This is a genomic window from Enterobacter sp. PL_is511 (assembly GCF_055816065.1).
On sequence record NZ_JBVPGP010000024.1, the window covers coordinates 823,941 to 839,550 of the forward strand.

General features: G+C 59.9%; 17 protein-coding genes. 6 read left to right on the forward strand and 11 right to left on the reverse strand.

Annotated elements, in window-relative coordinates:
- Positions 1 to 91: 91 nt before the first annotated feature.
- Positions 92 to 1,333, forward strand: a complete 1,242-nt coding sequence (agp, locus tag AC0TN7_RS19315) for a bifunctional glucose-1-phosphatase/inositol phosphatase (RefSeq protein ID WP_048989858.1) — start codon at positions 92 to 94, stop codon at positions 1,331 to 1,333.
- A 35-nt stretch (positions 1,334 to 1,368) separates the two neighbouring features.
- Here the strand turns inward: agp and AC0TN7_RS19320 are convergent, their stop codons facing one another.
- Both AC0TN7_RS19320 and wrbA read right to left on the reverse strand, forming a co-directional pair.
- Positions 1,369 to 1,596: a YccJ family protein gene (locus tag AC0TN7_RS19320; protein ID WP_008499832.1), complete on the reverse strand. Its 228-nt coding sequence runs from the start codon at positions 1,594 to 1,596 to the stop codon at positions 1,369 to 1,371.
- A gap of 20 nt (positions 1,597 to 1,616) precedes the next feature.
- On the reverse strand, positions 1,617 to 2,213 hold the full coding sequence (gene wrbA, locus AC0TN7_RS19325) for an NAD(P)H:quinone oxidoreductase (protein WP_024909629.1): 597 nt from the start codon (positions 2,211 to 2,213) through the stop codon (positions 1,617 to 1,619).
- A 391-nt stretch (positions 2,214 to 2,604) separates the two neighbouring features.
- On the opposite strand from wrbA, the gene AC0TN7_RS19330 reads away from it, so the two are divergent.
- The 4 genes from AC0TN7_RS19330 (at position 2,605) to AC0TN7_RS19345 (ending at position 4,672) form a co-directional block, all read left to right on the forward strand.
- Positions 2,605 to 2,778, forward strand: coding sequence for a con-10 family general stress protein (locus AC0TN7_RS19330; protein WP_024909630.1), 174 nt, complete (start codon positions 2,605 to 2,607; stop codon positions 2,776 to 2,778).
- A 117-nt stretch (positions 2,779 to 2,895) separates the two neighbouring features.
- Positions 2,896 to 3,813 (forward strand): DMT family transporter, encoded by a 918-nt coding sequence (locus tag AC0TN7_RS19335; RefSeq protein WP_473702357.1) that lies wholly within the window; start codon positions 2,896 to 2,898, stop codon positions 3,811 to 3,813.
- 61 nt (positions 3,814 to 3,874) lie between these two features.
- Complete coding sequence (locus tag AC0TN7_RS19340; protein ID WP_008499829.1) at positions 3,875 to 4,144, forward strand: type II toxin-antitoxin system TacA family antitoxin; 270 nt, start codon at positions 3,875 to 3,877, stop codon at positions 4,142 to 4,144.
- 6 nt (positions 4,145 to 4,150) lie between these two features.
- Positions 4,151 to 4,672 carry a GNAT family N-acetyltransferase gene (locus AC0TN7_RS19345; RefSeq protein ID WP_417927208.1) on the forward strand — a complete coding sequence of 174 codons (522 nt, stop codon included), beginning with the start codon at positions 4,151 to 4,153 and terminating at the stop codon, positions 4,670 to 4,672.
- A gap of 73 nt (positions 4,673 to 4,745) precedes the next feature.
- Here the strand turns inward: AC0TN7_RS19345 and rutG are convergent, their stop codons facing one another.
- Genes rutG through rutA form a run of 7 tightly spaced genes read right to left on the reverse strand, consistent with a single transcriptional unit; the run spans position 4,746 to position 10,180 of the window.
- On the reverse strand, positions 4,746 to 6,068 hold the full coding sequence (gene rutG / locus AC0TN7_RS19350; RefSeq protein WP_417927209.1) for a pyrimidine utilization transport protein G: 1,323 nt from the start codon (positions 6,066 to 6,068) through the stop codon (positions 4,746 to 4,748).
- A gap of 21 nt (positions 6,069 to 6,089) precedes the next feature.
- Complete coding sequence (gene rutF, locus AC0TN7_RS19355) at positions 6,090 to 6,584, reverse strand: NADH-dependent FMN reductase RutF (RefSeq protein WP_023327078.1); 495 nt, start codon at positions 6,582 to 6,584, stop codon at positions 6,090 to 6,092.
- Between the two features lie 9 nt (positions 6,585 to 6,593).
- Positions 6,594 to 7,184 carry a malonic semialdehyde reductase gene (locus AC0TN7_RS19360; RefSeq protein WP_407820510.1) on the reverse strand — a complete coding sequence of 197 codons (591 nt, stop codon included), beginning with the start codon at positions 7,182 to 7,184 and terminating at the stop codon, positions 6,594 to 6,596.
- Between the two features lie 9 nt (positions 7,185 to 7,193).
- On the reverse strand, positions 7,194 to 7,994 hold the full coding sequence (gene rutD / locus AC0TN7_RS19365) for a pyrimidine utilization protein D (RefSeq protein WP_417927211.1): 801 nt from the start codon (positions 7,992 to 7,994) through the stop codon (positions 7,194 to 7,196).
- A gap of 7 nt (positions 7,995 to 8,001) precedes the next feature.
- Positions 8,002 to 8,388 carry a pyrimidine utilization protein C gene (gene rutC / locus AC0TN7_RS19370; RefSeq protein WP_125914085.1) on the reverse strand — a complete coding sequence of 129 codons (387 nt, stop codon included), beginning with the start codon at positions 8,386 to 8,388 and terminating at the stop codon, positions 8,002 to 8,004.
- An 11-nt stretch (positions 8,389 to 8,399) separates the two neighbouring features.
- Positions 8,400 to 9,089, reverse strand: a complete 690-nt coding sequence (gene rutB, locus AC0TN7_RS19375) for a pyrimidine utilization protein B (protein ID WP_473702358.1) — start codon at positions 9,087 to 9,089, stop codon at positions 8,400 to 8,402.
- Positions 9,089 to 10,180 (reverse strand): pyrimidine utilization protein A, encoded by a 1,092-nt coding sequence (gene rutA / locus AC0TN7_RS19380; protein ID WP_023617762.1) that lies wholly within the window; start codon positions 10,178 to 10,180, stop codon positions 9,089 to 9,091. The genes rutB and rutA overlap by 1 nt, the downstream gene beginning before the upstream one ends.
- Before the next feature lie 245 nt (positions 10,181 to 10,425).
- Between rutA and rutR the strand changes: the two genes are divergently transcribed.
- Positions 10,426 to 11,064 carry an HTH-type transcriptional regulator RutR gene (gene rutR, locus AC0TN7_RS19385; protein ID WP_025912986.1) on the forward strand — a complete coding sequence of 213 codons (639 nt, stop codon included), beginning with the start codon at positions 10,426 to 10,428 and terminating at the stop codon, positions 11,062 to 11,064.
- On the opposite strand, the gene AC0TN7_RS19390 is transcribed toward rutR, so the two are convergent.
- Both AC0TN7_RS19390 and putA read right to left on the reverse strand, forming a co-directional pair.
- Positions 11,061 to 11,456, reverse strand: a complete 396-nt coding sequence (locus tag AC0TN7_RS19390) for a lysozyme inhibitor LprI family protein (RefSeq protein ID WP_061715563.1) — start codon at positions 11,454 to 11,456, stop codon at positions 11,061 to 11,063. The two genes, rutR and AC0TN7_RS19390, sit on opposite strands and share 4 nt — an antisense overlap.
- A gap of 101 nt (positions 11,457 to 11,557) precedes the next feature.
- On the reverse strand, positions 11,558 to 15,520 hold the full coding sequence (gene putA, locus AC0TN7_RS19395; protein WP_473702359.1) for a trifunctional transcriptional regulator/proline dehydrogenase/L-glutamate gamma-semialdehyde dehydrogenase: 3,963 nt from the start codon (positions 15,518 to 15,520) through the stop codon (positions 11,558 to 11,560).
- Between the last annotated feature and the right edge of the window lie 90 nt (positions 15,521 to 15,610).

Genomic DNA, 15,610 nt, shown 5'->3' on the forward strand with positions numbered 1-15,610 from the left:
GTTAATCATCAGTTTGAGAAATGCTTCCCGGAAAATTGTGACGAATCTGTCACACTGAACGCGACATTTTAAAACGAGTGAGGAATTAGGGATGAGAAAAGCACTACTCGCGCTGGCAGTCGCCGGTTCCATTTCAGCAACGTTTGGCGTGCAGGCGCAAGAGACGCCGGAAGGGTATCAGCTGGAGCAAGTTTTAATCATGAGTCGCCATAACCTGCGTGCGCCGCTCGCCAATAACGGCAGCGTGCTGGAGCAGTCCACGCCGAAGCAGTGGCCGGAATGGGAAGTGCCGGGCGGCCAGCTCACCACCAAAGGCGGCGTGCTGGAAGTGTATATGGGCCACTACATGCGCGAGTGGCTGGCGCAGCAGGGGATGGTGAAGACGGGAGAATGTCCAGCGGCGGATAGCGTTTACGCTTATGCCAACAGCCTGCAGCGTACCGTCGCCACCGCGCAGTTCTTTATCACCGGCGCGTTCCCTGGCTGCGATGTACCCGTGCACCATCAGGAAAAAATGGGCACCATGGATCCGACCTTCAATCCGGTGATTACTGACAACTCACCGGAATTCCGCGAAAAAGCGCTGAAGGCGATGGAGGCCGAGCGGCAGAAAATGCAGCTCGCAGACAGCTACAAGCTGCTGGAGCAGATGACAAACTACGCCGACTCGCCGTCGTGCAAGGAGAAAAAAGTCTGCTCGCTGGCGGATGCGAAAGATACCTTCAGCGCCGACTATGAAAAAGAGCCTGGCGTATCCGGGCCGCTGAAGGTGGGCAACTCGCTGGTGGATGCGTTCACGCTGCAGTATTACGAAGGCTTCCCGGCCGACCAGGTCGCCTGGGGTGAAATCAAAACCGACCAGCAGTGGCGCGTGCTGTCGAAGCTGAAGAACGGCTATCAGGATTCGCTGTTTACCTCCACCGAGGTGGCGCAAAACGTGGCGAAGCCGCTGGTGAAATATATCGATAAAACCCTGGTCACCGACCAGGCGAAAGCACCTAAGATCACCCTGCTGGTGGGGCATGACTCGAACATTGCTTCCCTGCTCACCGCCCTGGATTTCAAACCCTATCAGCTGCACGATCAGCAGGAGCGCACCCCGATTGGCGGCAAAATTGTCTTCCAGCGCTGGCACGACAAAAATGCCAACCAGGAGCTGATGAAAATTGAGTATGTCTACCAGAGCTCAGAGCAACTGCGTAACGCCAGCGTGCTTTCGCTGCAGTCTCCGGCACAGCGCGTGACGCTGGAGCTGAAGGGCTGCCCGGTAGATGCGAACGGCTTCTGTCCTGTCGACAAATTCAATGCGGTGATGAATAACGCGGCGAAGTAAAGGAGAACCCCCCGCGTGATAGCGGGGGGAAACGCTTAGACGTTTTTACGTTCGATGGTTTGCTCGCCCCAGAAGAGCGAGTCTTTGTCCGTTTTTTCGAAGGCGCGCACCAGCACCTCATCGTTACCTTCCTCCCAAATTTGCTCGGCCAGCTTTTCATCGTACTTCGCGACTTCAAAGATAGCTTCGGCAATCTCCGGAGAGGTGTTGCGTAAACTTGCCCATTCGCCCACGTGGTGAGCTTTGGATTCTTGAGTTGGCATGCTTGTCCTCCTGTTGGGTGTTAGCCGTTCAGTTTTTTGGCCAGACCCGCGACATATTCACCCTGATAGCGGGCAATAGACAGTTCTTCATTGCTTGGCTGACGTGAGCCATCCCCACCGGCAATGGTGGTTGCGCCGTACGGCGTACCGCCGCGCACCTGGGAAACGTCAAACAGCTCCTGTGCGCCGTAGCCAATCGGCACAATCACCATCCCGTGATGAGCAAGGGTAGTCCAGGTTGAGGTAATCGTCTGCTCCTGGCCGCCGCCGGTCCCGGTAGAGCTGAATACGCTCGCGAGTTTGCCGTAAAGCGCCCCGGATGCCCAAAGTCCGCCGGTTTGATCGAGGAAGGTGCGCATCTGGCCCGACATATTGCCGAAGCGGGTCGGGGTGCCGAAGATAATGGCATCATAATCCGCCAGCTCCTGCGGGGTGGCGACCGGGGCGTTTTGTGTTTTACCCCCGGCTTTCAGGAAGGCTTCCGCCTGCATGGTTTCCGGTACGCGTTTGACCACAACCTCAACGCCATCAACCCTGTTTGCACCTTCTGCTACCGCGTGAGCCATGGTTTCAATGTGTCCATACATGGAATAATAGAGCACCAGAACTTTTGCCATTTTGCATCACTCCTCGTTGGTTTTTCTGACAGCGGATCGCTGCGTTCTTTTAAAGATATGCCATCACAGCCAGACTGCAAAAATGAACGCCATTTATTTGATTTATAACAACATGCGTAGAAAAATGACTTTGTAGCAAAATGATACAACTTTCCCGGTGCGGATTTTTAAAATGATAAGAAAGGTTTATGCATCCCCGTCGCGTCATCTCACCCGAAAGGCTGAGTTCATGTTGCAGAATATTACCTGCGGCTTGCCGGATAGCGGCATTCCACTAAGCTTAGTTTCACGCGGCACAGATAAAGGCTCTGCCCTTGTGTTGCGAGGTGAAAGAATCCTCTTTTACTGAATGCAATATGATGTCTAATGTTTCACATTCTGGAGGTTAGAGATGGCAAACCATCGTGGTGGTTCAGGTAATTTCGCAGAAGACCGTGAAAGAGCATCAGAAGCAGGCCGTAAAGGTGGCCAGCATAGCGGGGGTAACTTCAAGAATGACCCGCAACGCGCATCTGAAGCTGGCAAGAAAGGGGGTAAAAACAGCCACGGCAGCAGCAGTAAGTAACACGCCGGGTTGAACCCCTGCCGCCGGGATCTCCCGGCGGTTTTTTTATTTCTGCAACATTGAACTGTAACCAAAGGCAACGCACACTACAGAATTGTTCTCACTTGCTGGTGCCGCATGTCTGTCTCACGCTTTAAATTCTCCGTAAAACCGCAGGAAGCCATCCTCATTCTCATCACCATGTTCTGGGGCGGGACGTTTCTGGCCGTTCAGTACGCGGTGACCCGCAGCGATCCGTTCTTCTTCGTTGGCCTGCGCTTTGCGACGGCGGCGCTTGCCGTAGGGCTGATTTCGCTTAACACGCTGCGGGGTCTGACGCTCAAAGAGCTGAAGGCCGGCGTGGCCATTGGTGTCGCGATAGCGATGGGCTACAGCCTGCAGACGTGGGGATTGCAGACCATCTCCAGCAGCAAATCCGCGTTTATCACCGCGATGTATGTGCCGCTGGTGCCGCTATTGCAGTGGCTGTGCCTGGGGCGGCTGCCCGGTCTGATGTCCTGTATTGGCATCGTGCTGGCGTTTATCGGTCTGATTTTGCTGGCCGGGCCGGAAAACAACCTCCTGGCGCTGGGGCCGGGCGAGATCATCACCCTCGTCGGGGCGGTTGCGATTGCGGCGGAAATTATTCTGATCAGCGCCTGGGCGGGCAAGGTGGACGTTAAGCGGGTGACGGTGGTGCAGCTCGCTACCGCGTCGCTGGTGGCGTTTGCGACGATGGTTCCGGCTGGCGAGTCCATACCGCCGATGTCCACCGGCCTGGTCGTGGTGGCGCTGGGGCTGGGTATTTTCAGCGCCATTATCCAGGTCACCATGAACTGGGCGCAGCGCAGCGTATCGCCGACCCGGGCAACGGTCATTTACACCGGTGAACCGGTCTGGGCGGGCATTTTCGGGCGACTGGCCGGGGAACGTCTGCCGCTGCTGGCCCTGGTGGGCGCGGCATTTATTGTCGCCGGGGTGCTGGTGAGCGAGTTGAAGCTCAGAAAACGTCGGAGCCAGGTGAGCGATATGACAGCTGAAGAAGGTTTAGATTGAAAAAATAGACGGGTTTATCTACGATGTGTACGGATAATTACCGTACACGATGAAGTAAATCATGCCAGCACTTAAAAAACAGCGTATCGATCTTCGCTTAACGGACGAAGACAAAACAATGATTGAAGAAGCGGCGGCGATGACGAACCAAACGATCACCCAGTTTATGGTGAACAGTGCGTCAGAGCGCGCTGCGGAGGTCATCGAACAGCATCGGCGTCTCGTCTTAAACGAAGCATCATGGAATGCGGTGATGGATGCCATCGACAATCCGCCAGAGCCAAATGAACGCCTGAAGCGAGCGGCAAAACGTCTTCGAAACATGGAGTGAAGCGTCGTGGACAATCTCACGGTCGAAATGTTTTCAGAGGGAAAAGATTATGATTTCAGGGATTTCGATTGTGGCGAACCCTCGCTAAATGTCTTCCTCACAGAACATCTGGTGCGTCAGCACAATGGGCGTATTTTACGAGGCTATCTGCTTAAAGAGCGCGATCGTCCGCGAGTCCTGGGCTATTACACGTTGTCTGGGAGCTGTTTTGAAAAAGCGATGCTGCCTTCTAAGACTCAGCAGCGTCGGATCCCTTATAGCAACGTACCGAGCGTAACGCTGGGACGTCTGGCGATACATAAAGACCTGCAGGGACAGGAGTGGGGAACGACGCTCGTCACGCATGCCATGCGGGTTGTCTATCTGGCATCGCAGGCGGTGGGCGTACACGGAATATTTGTTGATGCACTCAATGACCGGGCAAAACGATTTTATCTGAAGCAGGGTTTTATTCCGCTGATGGGTGAAAACAGCCATTCTCTTTTCTTTCCTACAAAATCTATCGAACGACTGTTTGAGCAGGCGTGATTTCCTGACATTAGGGTGTTCTTACGGAACGTAAAGGTCGGGTAAGGCATAGCCGTCACCCGACATTGAGATTTCATGACTCCTGACGCACCACCTCGCCCTGCGGGGCAGCGGCCATCCGGCGGCTCAGCAGGGCGTTAAGCAGGATCGCGCCGAAGGTCGCCGTGCCAATCCCGCCGATCGTAAAGCCGCCCAGCGTCAGGGCAAAATCGCCCGCGCCCAGCACCAGCGTGACCGCCACCATAATCAGGTTGCCGTTCTGGCTGAGATCGACCCGATGCTGCACCCAGATGCGCGCGCCGGCCACGGCGATCAGCCCAAACACCACGATTGAGGCCCCGCCGATAACCGGTGACGGAATGGTGTGGATCAGCGCGCCGAACTTCGGTGAGAAGCCGAGCAGCATCGCCATCACCGCCGCCGCCACGAAGACCAGCGTCGAGTAGACTTTGGTCACCGCCATTACGCCGATGTTTTCGGCATAGGTGGTGACGCCGCTGCCGCCCACGGAACCGGAGAGCATGGTTGCCAGCCCGTCACCGACGAACGCGCGGCCCATGTACGGATCCATGCTGCGCCCGGTCATTCCCGCGACCGCCTTCAGGTGACCTAAGTTCTCTGCCACCAGGATCACCGCCACCGGGGCGATAAGCATCATCGCCTGAGCGTTAAAGGTGGGCGAGGTCACTTTCGGCAGGCCGAACCAGGCGGCCTGATGCAGCAGGGTAAAATCAACCGGCTTGCCGAGACCAAAAACGTTCGCCAGCAGGGCATACACCAGACAGGCAACAATCAGCCCGACCAGAATCAGCAGCCGCTGGATCATGCCTCGCGTGAACACCGCCACCAGGCCGATACACAGCACGGTGATCACCGCCATCCAGCTTTCAAACGGCGAGGCGGAGACGCTCCTGACCGCAATCGGGGCGAGGTTCAGGCCAATCGCCATCACCACGGCGCCCGTTACGACCGGGGGCATCATGCGCTCGATCCAGCGCGTGCCGATCTTCATCACCACCAGACCAATCAGGGTATACACCAGACCGCAGGCGATGATGCCGCCGAGGGCCACGCTCAGGTTGGGGTTGATCCCCTGGCCGTTAAACCCGGTGGTGGCGATAACCACGCCGACAAAGGCGGCGCTGGATCCCAGATAGCTGGGCACGCGCCCGCCGGTGACAAAAAAGAACAGCAGGGTGCCGATACCCGACATCAGAATAGAGAGGTTGGGATCGAGCCCCATCAGCATCGGCATCAGCACCGTGGCGCCAAACATCGCAACCGCGTGCTGGACGCCCATCACCATCGTCTGCCCGAGCGGGAGGCGTTCATCCGGCGCGACCACGCCTGCTTCTGTGGAGGTCGATTTCAACTGCCAGTGGGGAAATCCTAACATGGTCTGTCTCCTTAGAGCGGGTTAACAGGCGGGGCGCATAAGCGCGTGGTAGCCGCGGTCAAACCACACCAGCCCTTGCGGCGCGGGGTGGCGAATAATCGAAACAATGTCGCAAAACAGAATGTCATGGGTACCGACGCTCACCACCTGGCTGATGCGGCAGTCAAACGAGGCCAGCGCATCCTCCAGACGCGGGCAGCCGGTGTCGCCCGTCTGCCAGCGGGCGGCGGCGAAGCGTTCTTCCATCGGCGTTTTGCCGCCAAACAGGTTTGAGAGCGGCTCCTGCCCGGCGCTCAGGGTATTCACGCACAGCGTGCGGTTTTCGCTGAACGTCGGCCAGACGGACGCGCCGCGGTTCAGGCACACCAGCAGGGTGGGAGGGGAATCCGTGACGCTGCACACCGCGCTGGCGGTGAAGCCTGCCATCCCCGCGGGACCGTCGGTGGTGATGATATTCACCGCCGCGCCGACGCAGGCCATGGCGTCGCGAAAGGTTTGTTTATCCGGTGTCGTCATCATCGCTCCTTACGCCAGCCCGCAGGCATCGTCGAAGGTCAGGCGCGGCAGGCGGCCGTAAAGTTTGCCCGGGTCGCCGTAGCCAATGTTGATCAGCAGATTGCTTTTAAGCGTCGTGCCGGTGAAAAAGGCCTCGTCGACCCTTTGTCTGTCAAAGCCCGACATCGGGCCGGTATCCAGCCCCAGCGCGCGACAGGCGAAAATCAGGTAGCCGGCCTGCAGCGAGCTGTTGCGAAAAGCCGTCTCTTCCGCCAGCGCGGGGCTTGCGGTAAACCAGCTTCTGGCATCGCCGTGCGGGAACAGTTCAGGCAGGCGCTCGTAGAATTCACTGTCCCAGGCGACAATCGCCGTGACCGGAGCGGTGAGCGTTTTCTCCAGGTTGCCGCTGGAGAGCGCCGGGCGCAGCTTCTCTTTTCCCTCCGCGCTTCGCACAAACACAATGCGCGCCGGGGAGCAGTTGGCGGAGGTTGGCCCCCATTTCATCAGGTCGTAGATTTCGCGCAGCGTCTCGTCGCTGACGGCAATATCCTGCCAGCCGTTATGGGTGCGGGCGCCGGTGAACAGCGTTTCCAGCGCGGTGGGATTAATGGCTTCGCTCATTACAGCTCCTTATAAAGCGTGTTCATGACTGTGCAGCAGGCTGGCCAGCCCGTTCAGCAGCAGGGTGTTAAAGGTGTCCGGCTCGGTGACGTTGCAGGCATGTCCGCCCTGGCGCATCACCGCGCTGTGGCTGTGCGGGATCGCTGCCTGCAGCTCAGACGAGCAGACAGAGGGCACCAGCATGTCGTCGGCGGAACAGATGATCTGGACCGGGCAGCGGATGCGTGCGGCGTGGCGGCTGAAGTCGGCCTTTTTCAGGGCGCTGAGCCGGTGCAGCAGGTTGGCTTTGCCCTGGAAATGTGCCAGCGCCAGGGCCTCTTCGGCCTCCAGGCGGGGGGCGCGAGCGGCCATCCAGTCTGCCGGGTAGAGAAACAGCGGCTGCGCCTCAACCCACGCCTGCGGGCCACCGTAATGCAGCAGGCGCTCGCGGATCTGAAAGCAGCGACGGGTGTGGGCGTTGAGGGTCAGCCAGCCGTTGACGCACACCAGCGCGGTGAGGGCGTCGGGCCTGTCGAGGGCCAGCTGCAGGCCGACCAGCCCCCCCAGCGCGTGGCCGACGATGCTGTAGCGCGCGATCCCGGCCTCAGCCAGCGCCTGGGCCAGTTCGTCCGCCATCTGTGCCAGGCTGTACCCTTCCGGCAGGGCGTCGGGGTTATTGCCCGTTCCGCGCTGGTCATAGCACACCACCTGATACTCCGGTTCCAGCGCGGCCAGCTGGGGCAGCCAGTAGCTGCCGCTGCCGCCGAGACCGGAAATAAGGACCACCACGGGCGCACCCTCATACGGGGGCGGTGAGACGGAGAGTTTCATGGCTGCCTCACTTCGCGATGTGCGCAACGGTGGCGATCTCAACCAGCGCCTCCGGCTTTACCAGCCCGCACTGAATGCAGAACCGGGCCGGCTTATCGCCGGGGAAGAACTCCGCGTAGATTTCGTTAATCGCGGCGTAGTTTTTCCAGTCGGTGATAAAGATGCTGTTGAAGGTCACATCCTCCATGGTGCCACCCGCCGTTTCGATCACGGTTTTGATCGCCTCCAGCACGTGGCGGGTTTGCGCCTTTGGGTCGTTGATAAACACCACGTTGTTGTCTTTATCAAACGGCAGCGTGCCGGAGACATACACCACGCCGTCGGCAAGGGTGCCGGGGACAAACGGGGCGATGGGCGTGCTGGTGCCCGGCGGGATAATTACGGATTTCGGCATCGTGTGTCTCCTCAGGCGATACGGGCGAGCGGAGGATTCAGGGCATCGCAAAACTCGGCGACGCTGCTGACCCAGCCAAAAAAGGTTTCGATATTGAACAGGGCCGCCTTCTGGGCAAATTCCGGCCCGGCCTGATGGGTCGCGTCTTCCAGCACCACGCCGAAATACTCGAGGAAAAAGCCGTCGCGCAGGGTCGACTCCACGCAAACGTTGGTGGCAATGCCGGTGAAGACCAGGTGGCGAATGCCCCGGCTGCGCAGCAGGCTGTCGAGCGGGGTGTTGAAAAAGCCGCTGTAGCGCGGTTTCGGCAGGACGATATCACCCGCCTGCGGGACCAGTTCATCCACCAGCTGATAATCCCAGCCGCCCTTCGCCAGCAGTTTGCCCTGCAGCTCGGGCCGTTTACGCATGGTTTTCAGGGCGCTCGACTTGTGGAAGTTGGGCGAGCCGGGGCCGCCTGCCTCAACGTACTGGTCGTCCCAGCCGTTCTGGAACCAGATAATGAGCATCCCCGCAGCGCGCGCGGCGGCGACGGCGGTTTTAATGTTCTCAATCACCGGTCGGGTGGCGGAGACGTCGAACCCCGCCAGATCCAGATAGCCGCCCTGGCTGGCGTAGGCGTTTTGCATGTCCACCACGATCAGCGCGCTCTGCTCCGGCGCAAAGGTGATGGATTCCGGGCGTGCGTTAAGGGTTGTCATTACGCTACCTCCTTCGTGACGGCAGGGATGTGGGCGCGGCACTGCATCAGCGGCTGGATGCGCTCGCCGAAGGTCTCCACGCCGGTGAGGAAGTCATCGAAGGTCAGCAGGACGCCTTCCGCCCCGGGAACGGCCGCCACTTCATCGAGCATTCTGGCAACGCTGGCGTACGAGCCGACCAGGGTGCCCATGTTGATATTGACGGCGGAGGTCGGGTCGGCCATCTGACGAACGTTGGTATCCGCCCCGGAGCGGGTATCCTTCTGGCTCTGCTCGGTGAGCCAGCTCAGGGCTTCCTCGTCGGCGCCGTCCTTATAGCGCTCCCATTTCGCGCGCGCCGCGTCGTCGGTTTCGTCGGCAATCACCATAAACAGCACGTAGGAGCCCACGTCGCGCCCGGTTTTGTCGGCGGCTTCTTTCATGCGCGCGGCGGTCGGGGCGAAGGCGGCAGGCGTGTTCACACCTTTACCGAAGCAGAAGTTAAAGTCGGCGTATTTCGCCGAGAATTCCATTCCCGCGTCGCTCTGCCCTGCGCAAATCACCTTCATCGGCACCGACGGCTGCGGGCTGACGCGGCAGTCGTTCATGGTGAAGAAGTCACCCTTGAAATCGCTTTTGCCGGTACCCCACAGATCGCGCAGGACCTGCACGTACTCGGTCAGGTAGTCGTAGCGACGCGAGAAGTAATCGTCCCCCGGCCAGAGCCCCATCTGCTCGTACTCCGGTTTTTGCCAGCCCGTGACCAGGTTGACGCCAAAGCGCCCGCCGGAGATGGAGTCGATGGTGGAGGCCATGCGCGCCACGATCGCCGGGGGCAGGGTGAGCGTGGCGGCGGTGGCGTAGATTTGGATCCGCGAGGTGACCGCGGCCAGCCCGGCCATCAGAGTGAAGGACTCCAGGTTGTGGTCCCAGAATTCGGTTTTGCCGCCGAAGCCGCGCAGCTTGATCATCGAAAGCGCAAAGTCGAAATGGTAGTGCTCCGCTTTCTGCACGATGGCTTTATTCAGCTCAAAGGTCGGCATGTATTGCGGTGCAGTGGTCGAGATAAGCCAGCCGTTGTTGCCGATGGGTACAAATACGCCAATTTTCATCACGAACCTCTCTTCATTACGTCGCAGGTGTAACGGTGTTTTTGCAAAGGCAGTGCCAGTTTTGAAAATGGCTTTGTTATTAATGTGTTAATCAGAAGTTGGTGGTTTGATTCGATTAAATGTGGACTAACTGGTCAAAAACATTGCACAGAAAACAGGCATTCATGCGCGATCGGAGTGCAGGATGTCGTGGCGAGACGGGGGTTTTGCTATGCTGAGGGCAACGCAGAATAAGGAGAGCGGGAATGACACAAGGCGCAGTGAAAACACCAGGTAAACGTTCGCAGGCGGTGAGCGCTAAGAAACAGGCGATCCTCAGCGCGGCGCTGGAGACCTTTTCGCAGTTTGGTATTCACGGCACGCGCCTGGAGCAGGTGGCGGAGCAGTCCGGGGTATCCAAAACCAATCTGCTCTACTACTACCCGTCGAAAGAGGCGCTGTATGTCGCGGTGATGCAGCAGATCCTCGATATCTGGCTGGCGCCGCTGAAAGCGTTCCGCGAAGAGCTGGCCCCGCTGGTGGCGATCAGGGAGTACATTCGCCTGAAGCTGGAGGTGTCGCGCGATTACCCGCAGGCTTCACGACTGTTTTGTCTTGAGATGCTGCAGGGGGCGCCGCTGTTGCAGGCGGAATTAACCGGAGATTTAAAACAGCTGGTGGACGATAAGTCGGCCATTATCGCCGGATGGGTGGCCAGCGGAAAACTGGCCCCGGTCGATCCGCATCATCTGATCTTTATGATTTGGGCCTCCACCCAGCATTACGCTGACTTTGCGGCCCAGGTCGAGGCGGTGACTGGAAAAACGCTCCAGGACGAAGCGTTTTTCCACAGCACCCTGGAAAACGTGCAGCGGATGATTATTGAAGGGATCCGCCTGCGTTAGTTCCCCGGTGGGAGAGGGCAGCTTAAGTCGCCCTCTTCACACTGCATCAGCGAGGCCAGAAACGCTTCGCGCTCCACGGTTTTTTCCGCCAGGCACTGATTCACGATCATCGGCTGAACGCTTCCCCCTTCCGTCCCCGAACCGATAAACGCGCAGTCCGCGTCGCGCAGGGCAATCCACGCCTGCTGCGCCTTTTTCAGCAGCTCGCGCTGGGGGGCAGCCGCACGCTTGATGGCGGCCTGATAGGTCTGGTTGAGCTTTTTGTCGGCAGCCTGGTACTGCTGCGCGCTACAGGTATTCAGCTCAAGCTGGGTGGTCGCTTTGTCGCACTCGTCGGCCAGCGCGCTGGCGCTCAGCAGCAGCGCTGCGCCTGCGAGAAATACTCTTTTCATCATCCCCTCCGTGTAAAAAAGCCGGATGCGCTGCGCTTATCCGGCCTACGGTTGTTTTGTAGCCCCGGTAAGCGTAGCGCCACCGGGGAAAGTTTACACGATTAACCGATTGTCATCAGGCTGGCGTTACCGCCTGCCGCCGCGGTATTGACGCTGAGAGAGCGTTCTACATACAGGCGTTCCAGCAGCAGGTTGGTTTCCCCGCGGGCGAAGCCCTGTACCGAAACAATCGGCCCGCTGCGGGCAGCCACCTGCTCGCAGAGCTCGCGCAGCTGGTCGGAATCACCGTGATAAATCACGGCATCAAACGGCTGCGTCAGCAGCGCATCGGCTTTCGCGAAGTGAATGCGGGCCGAGACCGCTTTCGGTAGCTGTTTGGCGAGATCGCGATGCAGCGCATCGTCCGGCCACAGCACTTCACACCCGGTTGCCATCGCGGCAGCCAGCTGCACCAGCGCGTCCTGCTCGTTATCGGCCACGCACAGTACGCGTTCGCGCGGCATCAGCGTCCAGGTGTTGCGCTCGCCGGTCGGCCCCGGCAGCAGACGCTGGGTGCCGGCCTGTGCCAGCTCGCCGTACTGCTGCGCAACGGCACGCAGCTCAGGACGTTTCTCCGCCCAGGCGATCAGGGCCTCCAGCGGCTGCGTCAGTACGGTTTTCAGCTGTGCATCCACCGGATACTCCGCATCCTGACGTGCCAGGGTGACGCCCAGCGCGTTCTCCGGACGGTTCGCCAGCAGACGATACAGGTAGAGCGGACCACCCGCTTTCGGGCCGGTGCCGGAGAGGCCTTCACCGCCGAACGGCTGCACGCCCACGACCGCGCCAACCATGTTGCGGTTAACGTACAGGTTGCCCACTTTGGCGCTGCCGGTTACCTGCGCGATGGTCTCGTCGATACGGGTATGTACGCCGAGCGTCAGGCCATAGCCGGAGGCGTTGATCTGCTCAACCAGCTCGTTGAGGTTGTTACGGTTGTAGCGCACCACGTGCAGTACCGGACCGAAGACCTCTTTTTTCAGCTCGTCGAAGCTCGCCAGCTCGATAAGCGTAGGCGGCACAAAGGTGCCGGTCCGCCACTCGCGGGTATCTTCGCTGTTCTCACGCACCGCATGGAACACCGGACGGCCTTTCGCGCGCATGGTCTGAATGTGGTTTTCGATGTTGGCTTTGGCTTCCGCGTCGATCACCGGCCCGATGTCGGTGGTGAGACGGCCCGGGTTGCCCATACGGCATTCGGCCATCGCGCCGCGCAGCATCTTCAGCGTGTGGTCCGCCACGTCGTCCTGCAGGCACAGCACGCGCAGGGCGGAGCAGCGCTGACCTGCGCTGTCGAAGGCGGAGGCCAGCACGTCGACCACCACCTGCTCGGTGAGGGCGGAGGAGTCAACGATCATGGCGTTCATGCCGCCGGTTTCCGCGATGAGCGGAGTAGGACGCCCCTGCGCATCCAGACGGGTGGCAATGTTGCGCTGCAGCAGCGAGGCCACTTCGGTCGAACCGGTAAACATCACGCCGCGCACGCGGTTATCAGAGGTCAGTTTGGCGCCCACGGTTTCACCGCGGCCCGGCAGCAGCTGGACCACGCCCGCCGGCACGCCGGCTTCGAGAAGAATGTTGATGCCCTGCGCGGCAATCAGCGGAGTCTGCTCTGCCGGTTTTGCCAGCACGCTGTTGCCTGCGGCAAGCGCGGCGGCAATCTGGCCGGTGAAGATCGCCAGCGGGAAGTTCCACGGGCTGATACAGACGACCGGACCGAGCGGACGGTGGGTTTCGTTGTCGAAATCATCGCGCACCTGACCGGCGTAGTAGTGCAGGAAGTCGACCGCTTCGCGCACTTCGGCGATGGCGTTACTGAAGGTTTTACCCGCTTCGCGCACCAGAATACCGATGAGCGACTGCATCTGATCTTCCATCAGCACCGCCGCGCGCTCCAGAATGGCGGCACGCTCCTGTGGCGGCGTGGCGAACCAGATAGGGGCGTTGTTCACCGCGCTGTCCAGCGCCTGATCCACTTCCGCATCGGTGGCTTCACGCACGTAGCCGACGATATCTTTTGGCTCTGCCGGGTTGATAACAGGCTGCATGTCGCCGTCAGCAGCGGGCTGCTCCAGCATCGGTTTGGCCTGCCACTTCTGCAATGCGCTGTTGAGCAGGGCAGAGGAGAGGGATGCCAGACGGTGTTCGTTGGCGAGATCCAGGCCCGCCGAGTTAACGCGACCTTTGCCGTACAGCTCGCGCGGTAGGGCAATCTTCGGATGCGGCAGGCCAATCTGGCCTTCCTGGGCCGCCATCTTCTCTACGGCCTGCACCGGGTCGGCCACCAGTTCGTCCAGCGGCAGGGTGGTGTCAGCGATGCGGTTAACGAAGGAGGTGTTCGCGCCGTTTTCCAGCAGGCGACGCACCAGGTATGCCAGCAGGGTTTCGTGGGTACCCACCGGAGCATAGATACGGCACGGGCGGTTCAGCTTGCCGTCCGCCACTTTACCGGTCACCTGCTCATACAGCGGTTCACCCATGCCGTGCAGGCACTGGAATTCGTACTGGCCCGGGTAGTAGTTCTGCCCGGCCAGGCTGTAGATTGCCGCCAGGGTGTGGGCGTTGTGGGTGGCGAACTGCGGATAGATCAGGTTCGGCACGCCGAGCAGCTTTTTCGCGCAGGCGAGGTAAGAGACGTCGGTGTAGACCTTGCGGGTATAGACCGGATAGCCTTCCAGCCCTTCCATCTGGGCGCGTTTGATTTCGCTGTCCCAGTAGGCGCCTTTCACCAGACGGATCATCAGGCGACGGCGGCTGCGGCTGGCCAGGTCAATCAGGTAATCAATGACGAACGGGCAGCGCTTCTGGTAGGCCTGGATAACGAAACCGATGCCGTTCCAGCCCGCCAGCTCCGGCTCGAAGCACAGTTTTTCCAGCAGGTCGAGGGAGATCTCCAGACGGTCGGCCTCTTCGGCGTCGATGTTGATGCCGATGTCATACTGGCGCGCCAGCAGGGTCAGGGACTTCAGGCGCGGGTAGAGCTCTTCCATCACCCGGTCGTACTGCGCGCGGCTGTAGCGCGGGTGCAGGGCGGAGAGCTTAATCGAGATGCCCGGGCCTTCATAAATACCGCGACCGTTGGACGCTTTACCGATGGCGTGGATCGCCTGCTGGTAAGAGACCATATAGGCCTGCGCGTCGGCGGCGGTCAGCGCCGCTTCGCCGAGCATGTCGTACGAGTAGCGGAAACCTTTATCTTCCAGCTTGCGGGCGTTCGCCAGCGCTTCGGCAATGGTTTCCCCGGTGACGAACTGCTCGCCCATCAGACGCATCGCCATGTCCACACCTTTGCGGATCAGCGGCTCGCCGCTCTTGCCGATGATGCGGTTCAGGGAGCGTGACAGGTTGGCTTCGTTATGGGTCGAGACCAGCTTGCCGGTAAACAGCAGACCCCAGGTCGCGGCGTTGACGAACAGCGACGGGCTGCGGCCAATGTGCGAATGCCAGTTACCGTTGCTGATCTTGTCGCGGATCAGCGCGTCGCGGGTGGCTTTATCCGGAATACGCAGCAGCGCTTCTGCCAGGCACATCAGCGCCACGCCTTCCTGTGAGGAGAGGGAAAATTCCTGCAGCAGACCCTGAACCATCCCGGCGCGGCCGGTGGCGGTCTTCTGGTTACGCAGTTTGTCAGCCAGCTGGTACGCCAGGCTGTGCGCCTGGGCGGCAACGGCTTCCGGCAGGCGAGCCTGCTCCAGCAGCATCGGTACGGCGTCGGTTTCGGCGCGACGGTACGCGCCGGTGATGGCGGCACGGCTGACGGACTGCGGCAGGATCTGCTCGGCGAATTCGAGGAACGGCTGATGGCTCTCGTCGCCAGCGGCTGGTGCTTCCTCGCTTTCGTTCGCTGCACCGGCCAGCAGGGCAGGCAGCTCCGGCAGCCCCTCGTCGCTCTCGAGTCTTTCGAGATAGTTAAAAATCGCCTGCTTAATTAACCAGTGCGGCGTGCGGTCAATGCGGGTTGCTGCGGTCTTAATCCGTTCGCGGGTTGCGTCATCCAGCTTAACCCCCATGGTGGTCATACCCATGCCAAAGCTCCTGTTGTGCTTTCATCGTGTTTGGTCGTTAGCGTGAAATATCCACCATGTTGCAACTTTGTGCAACCGTGTTAAATGTGA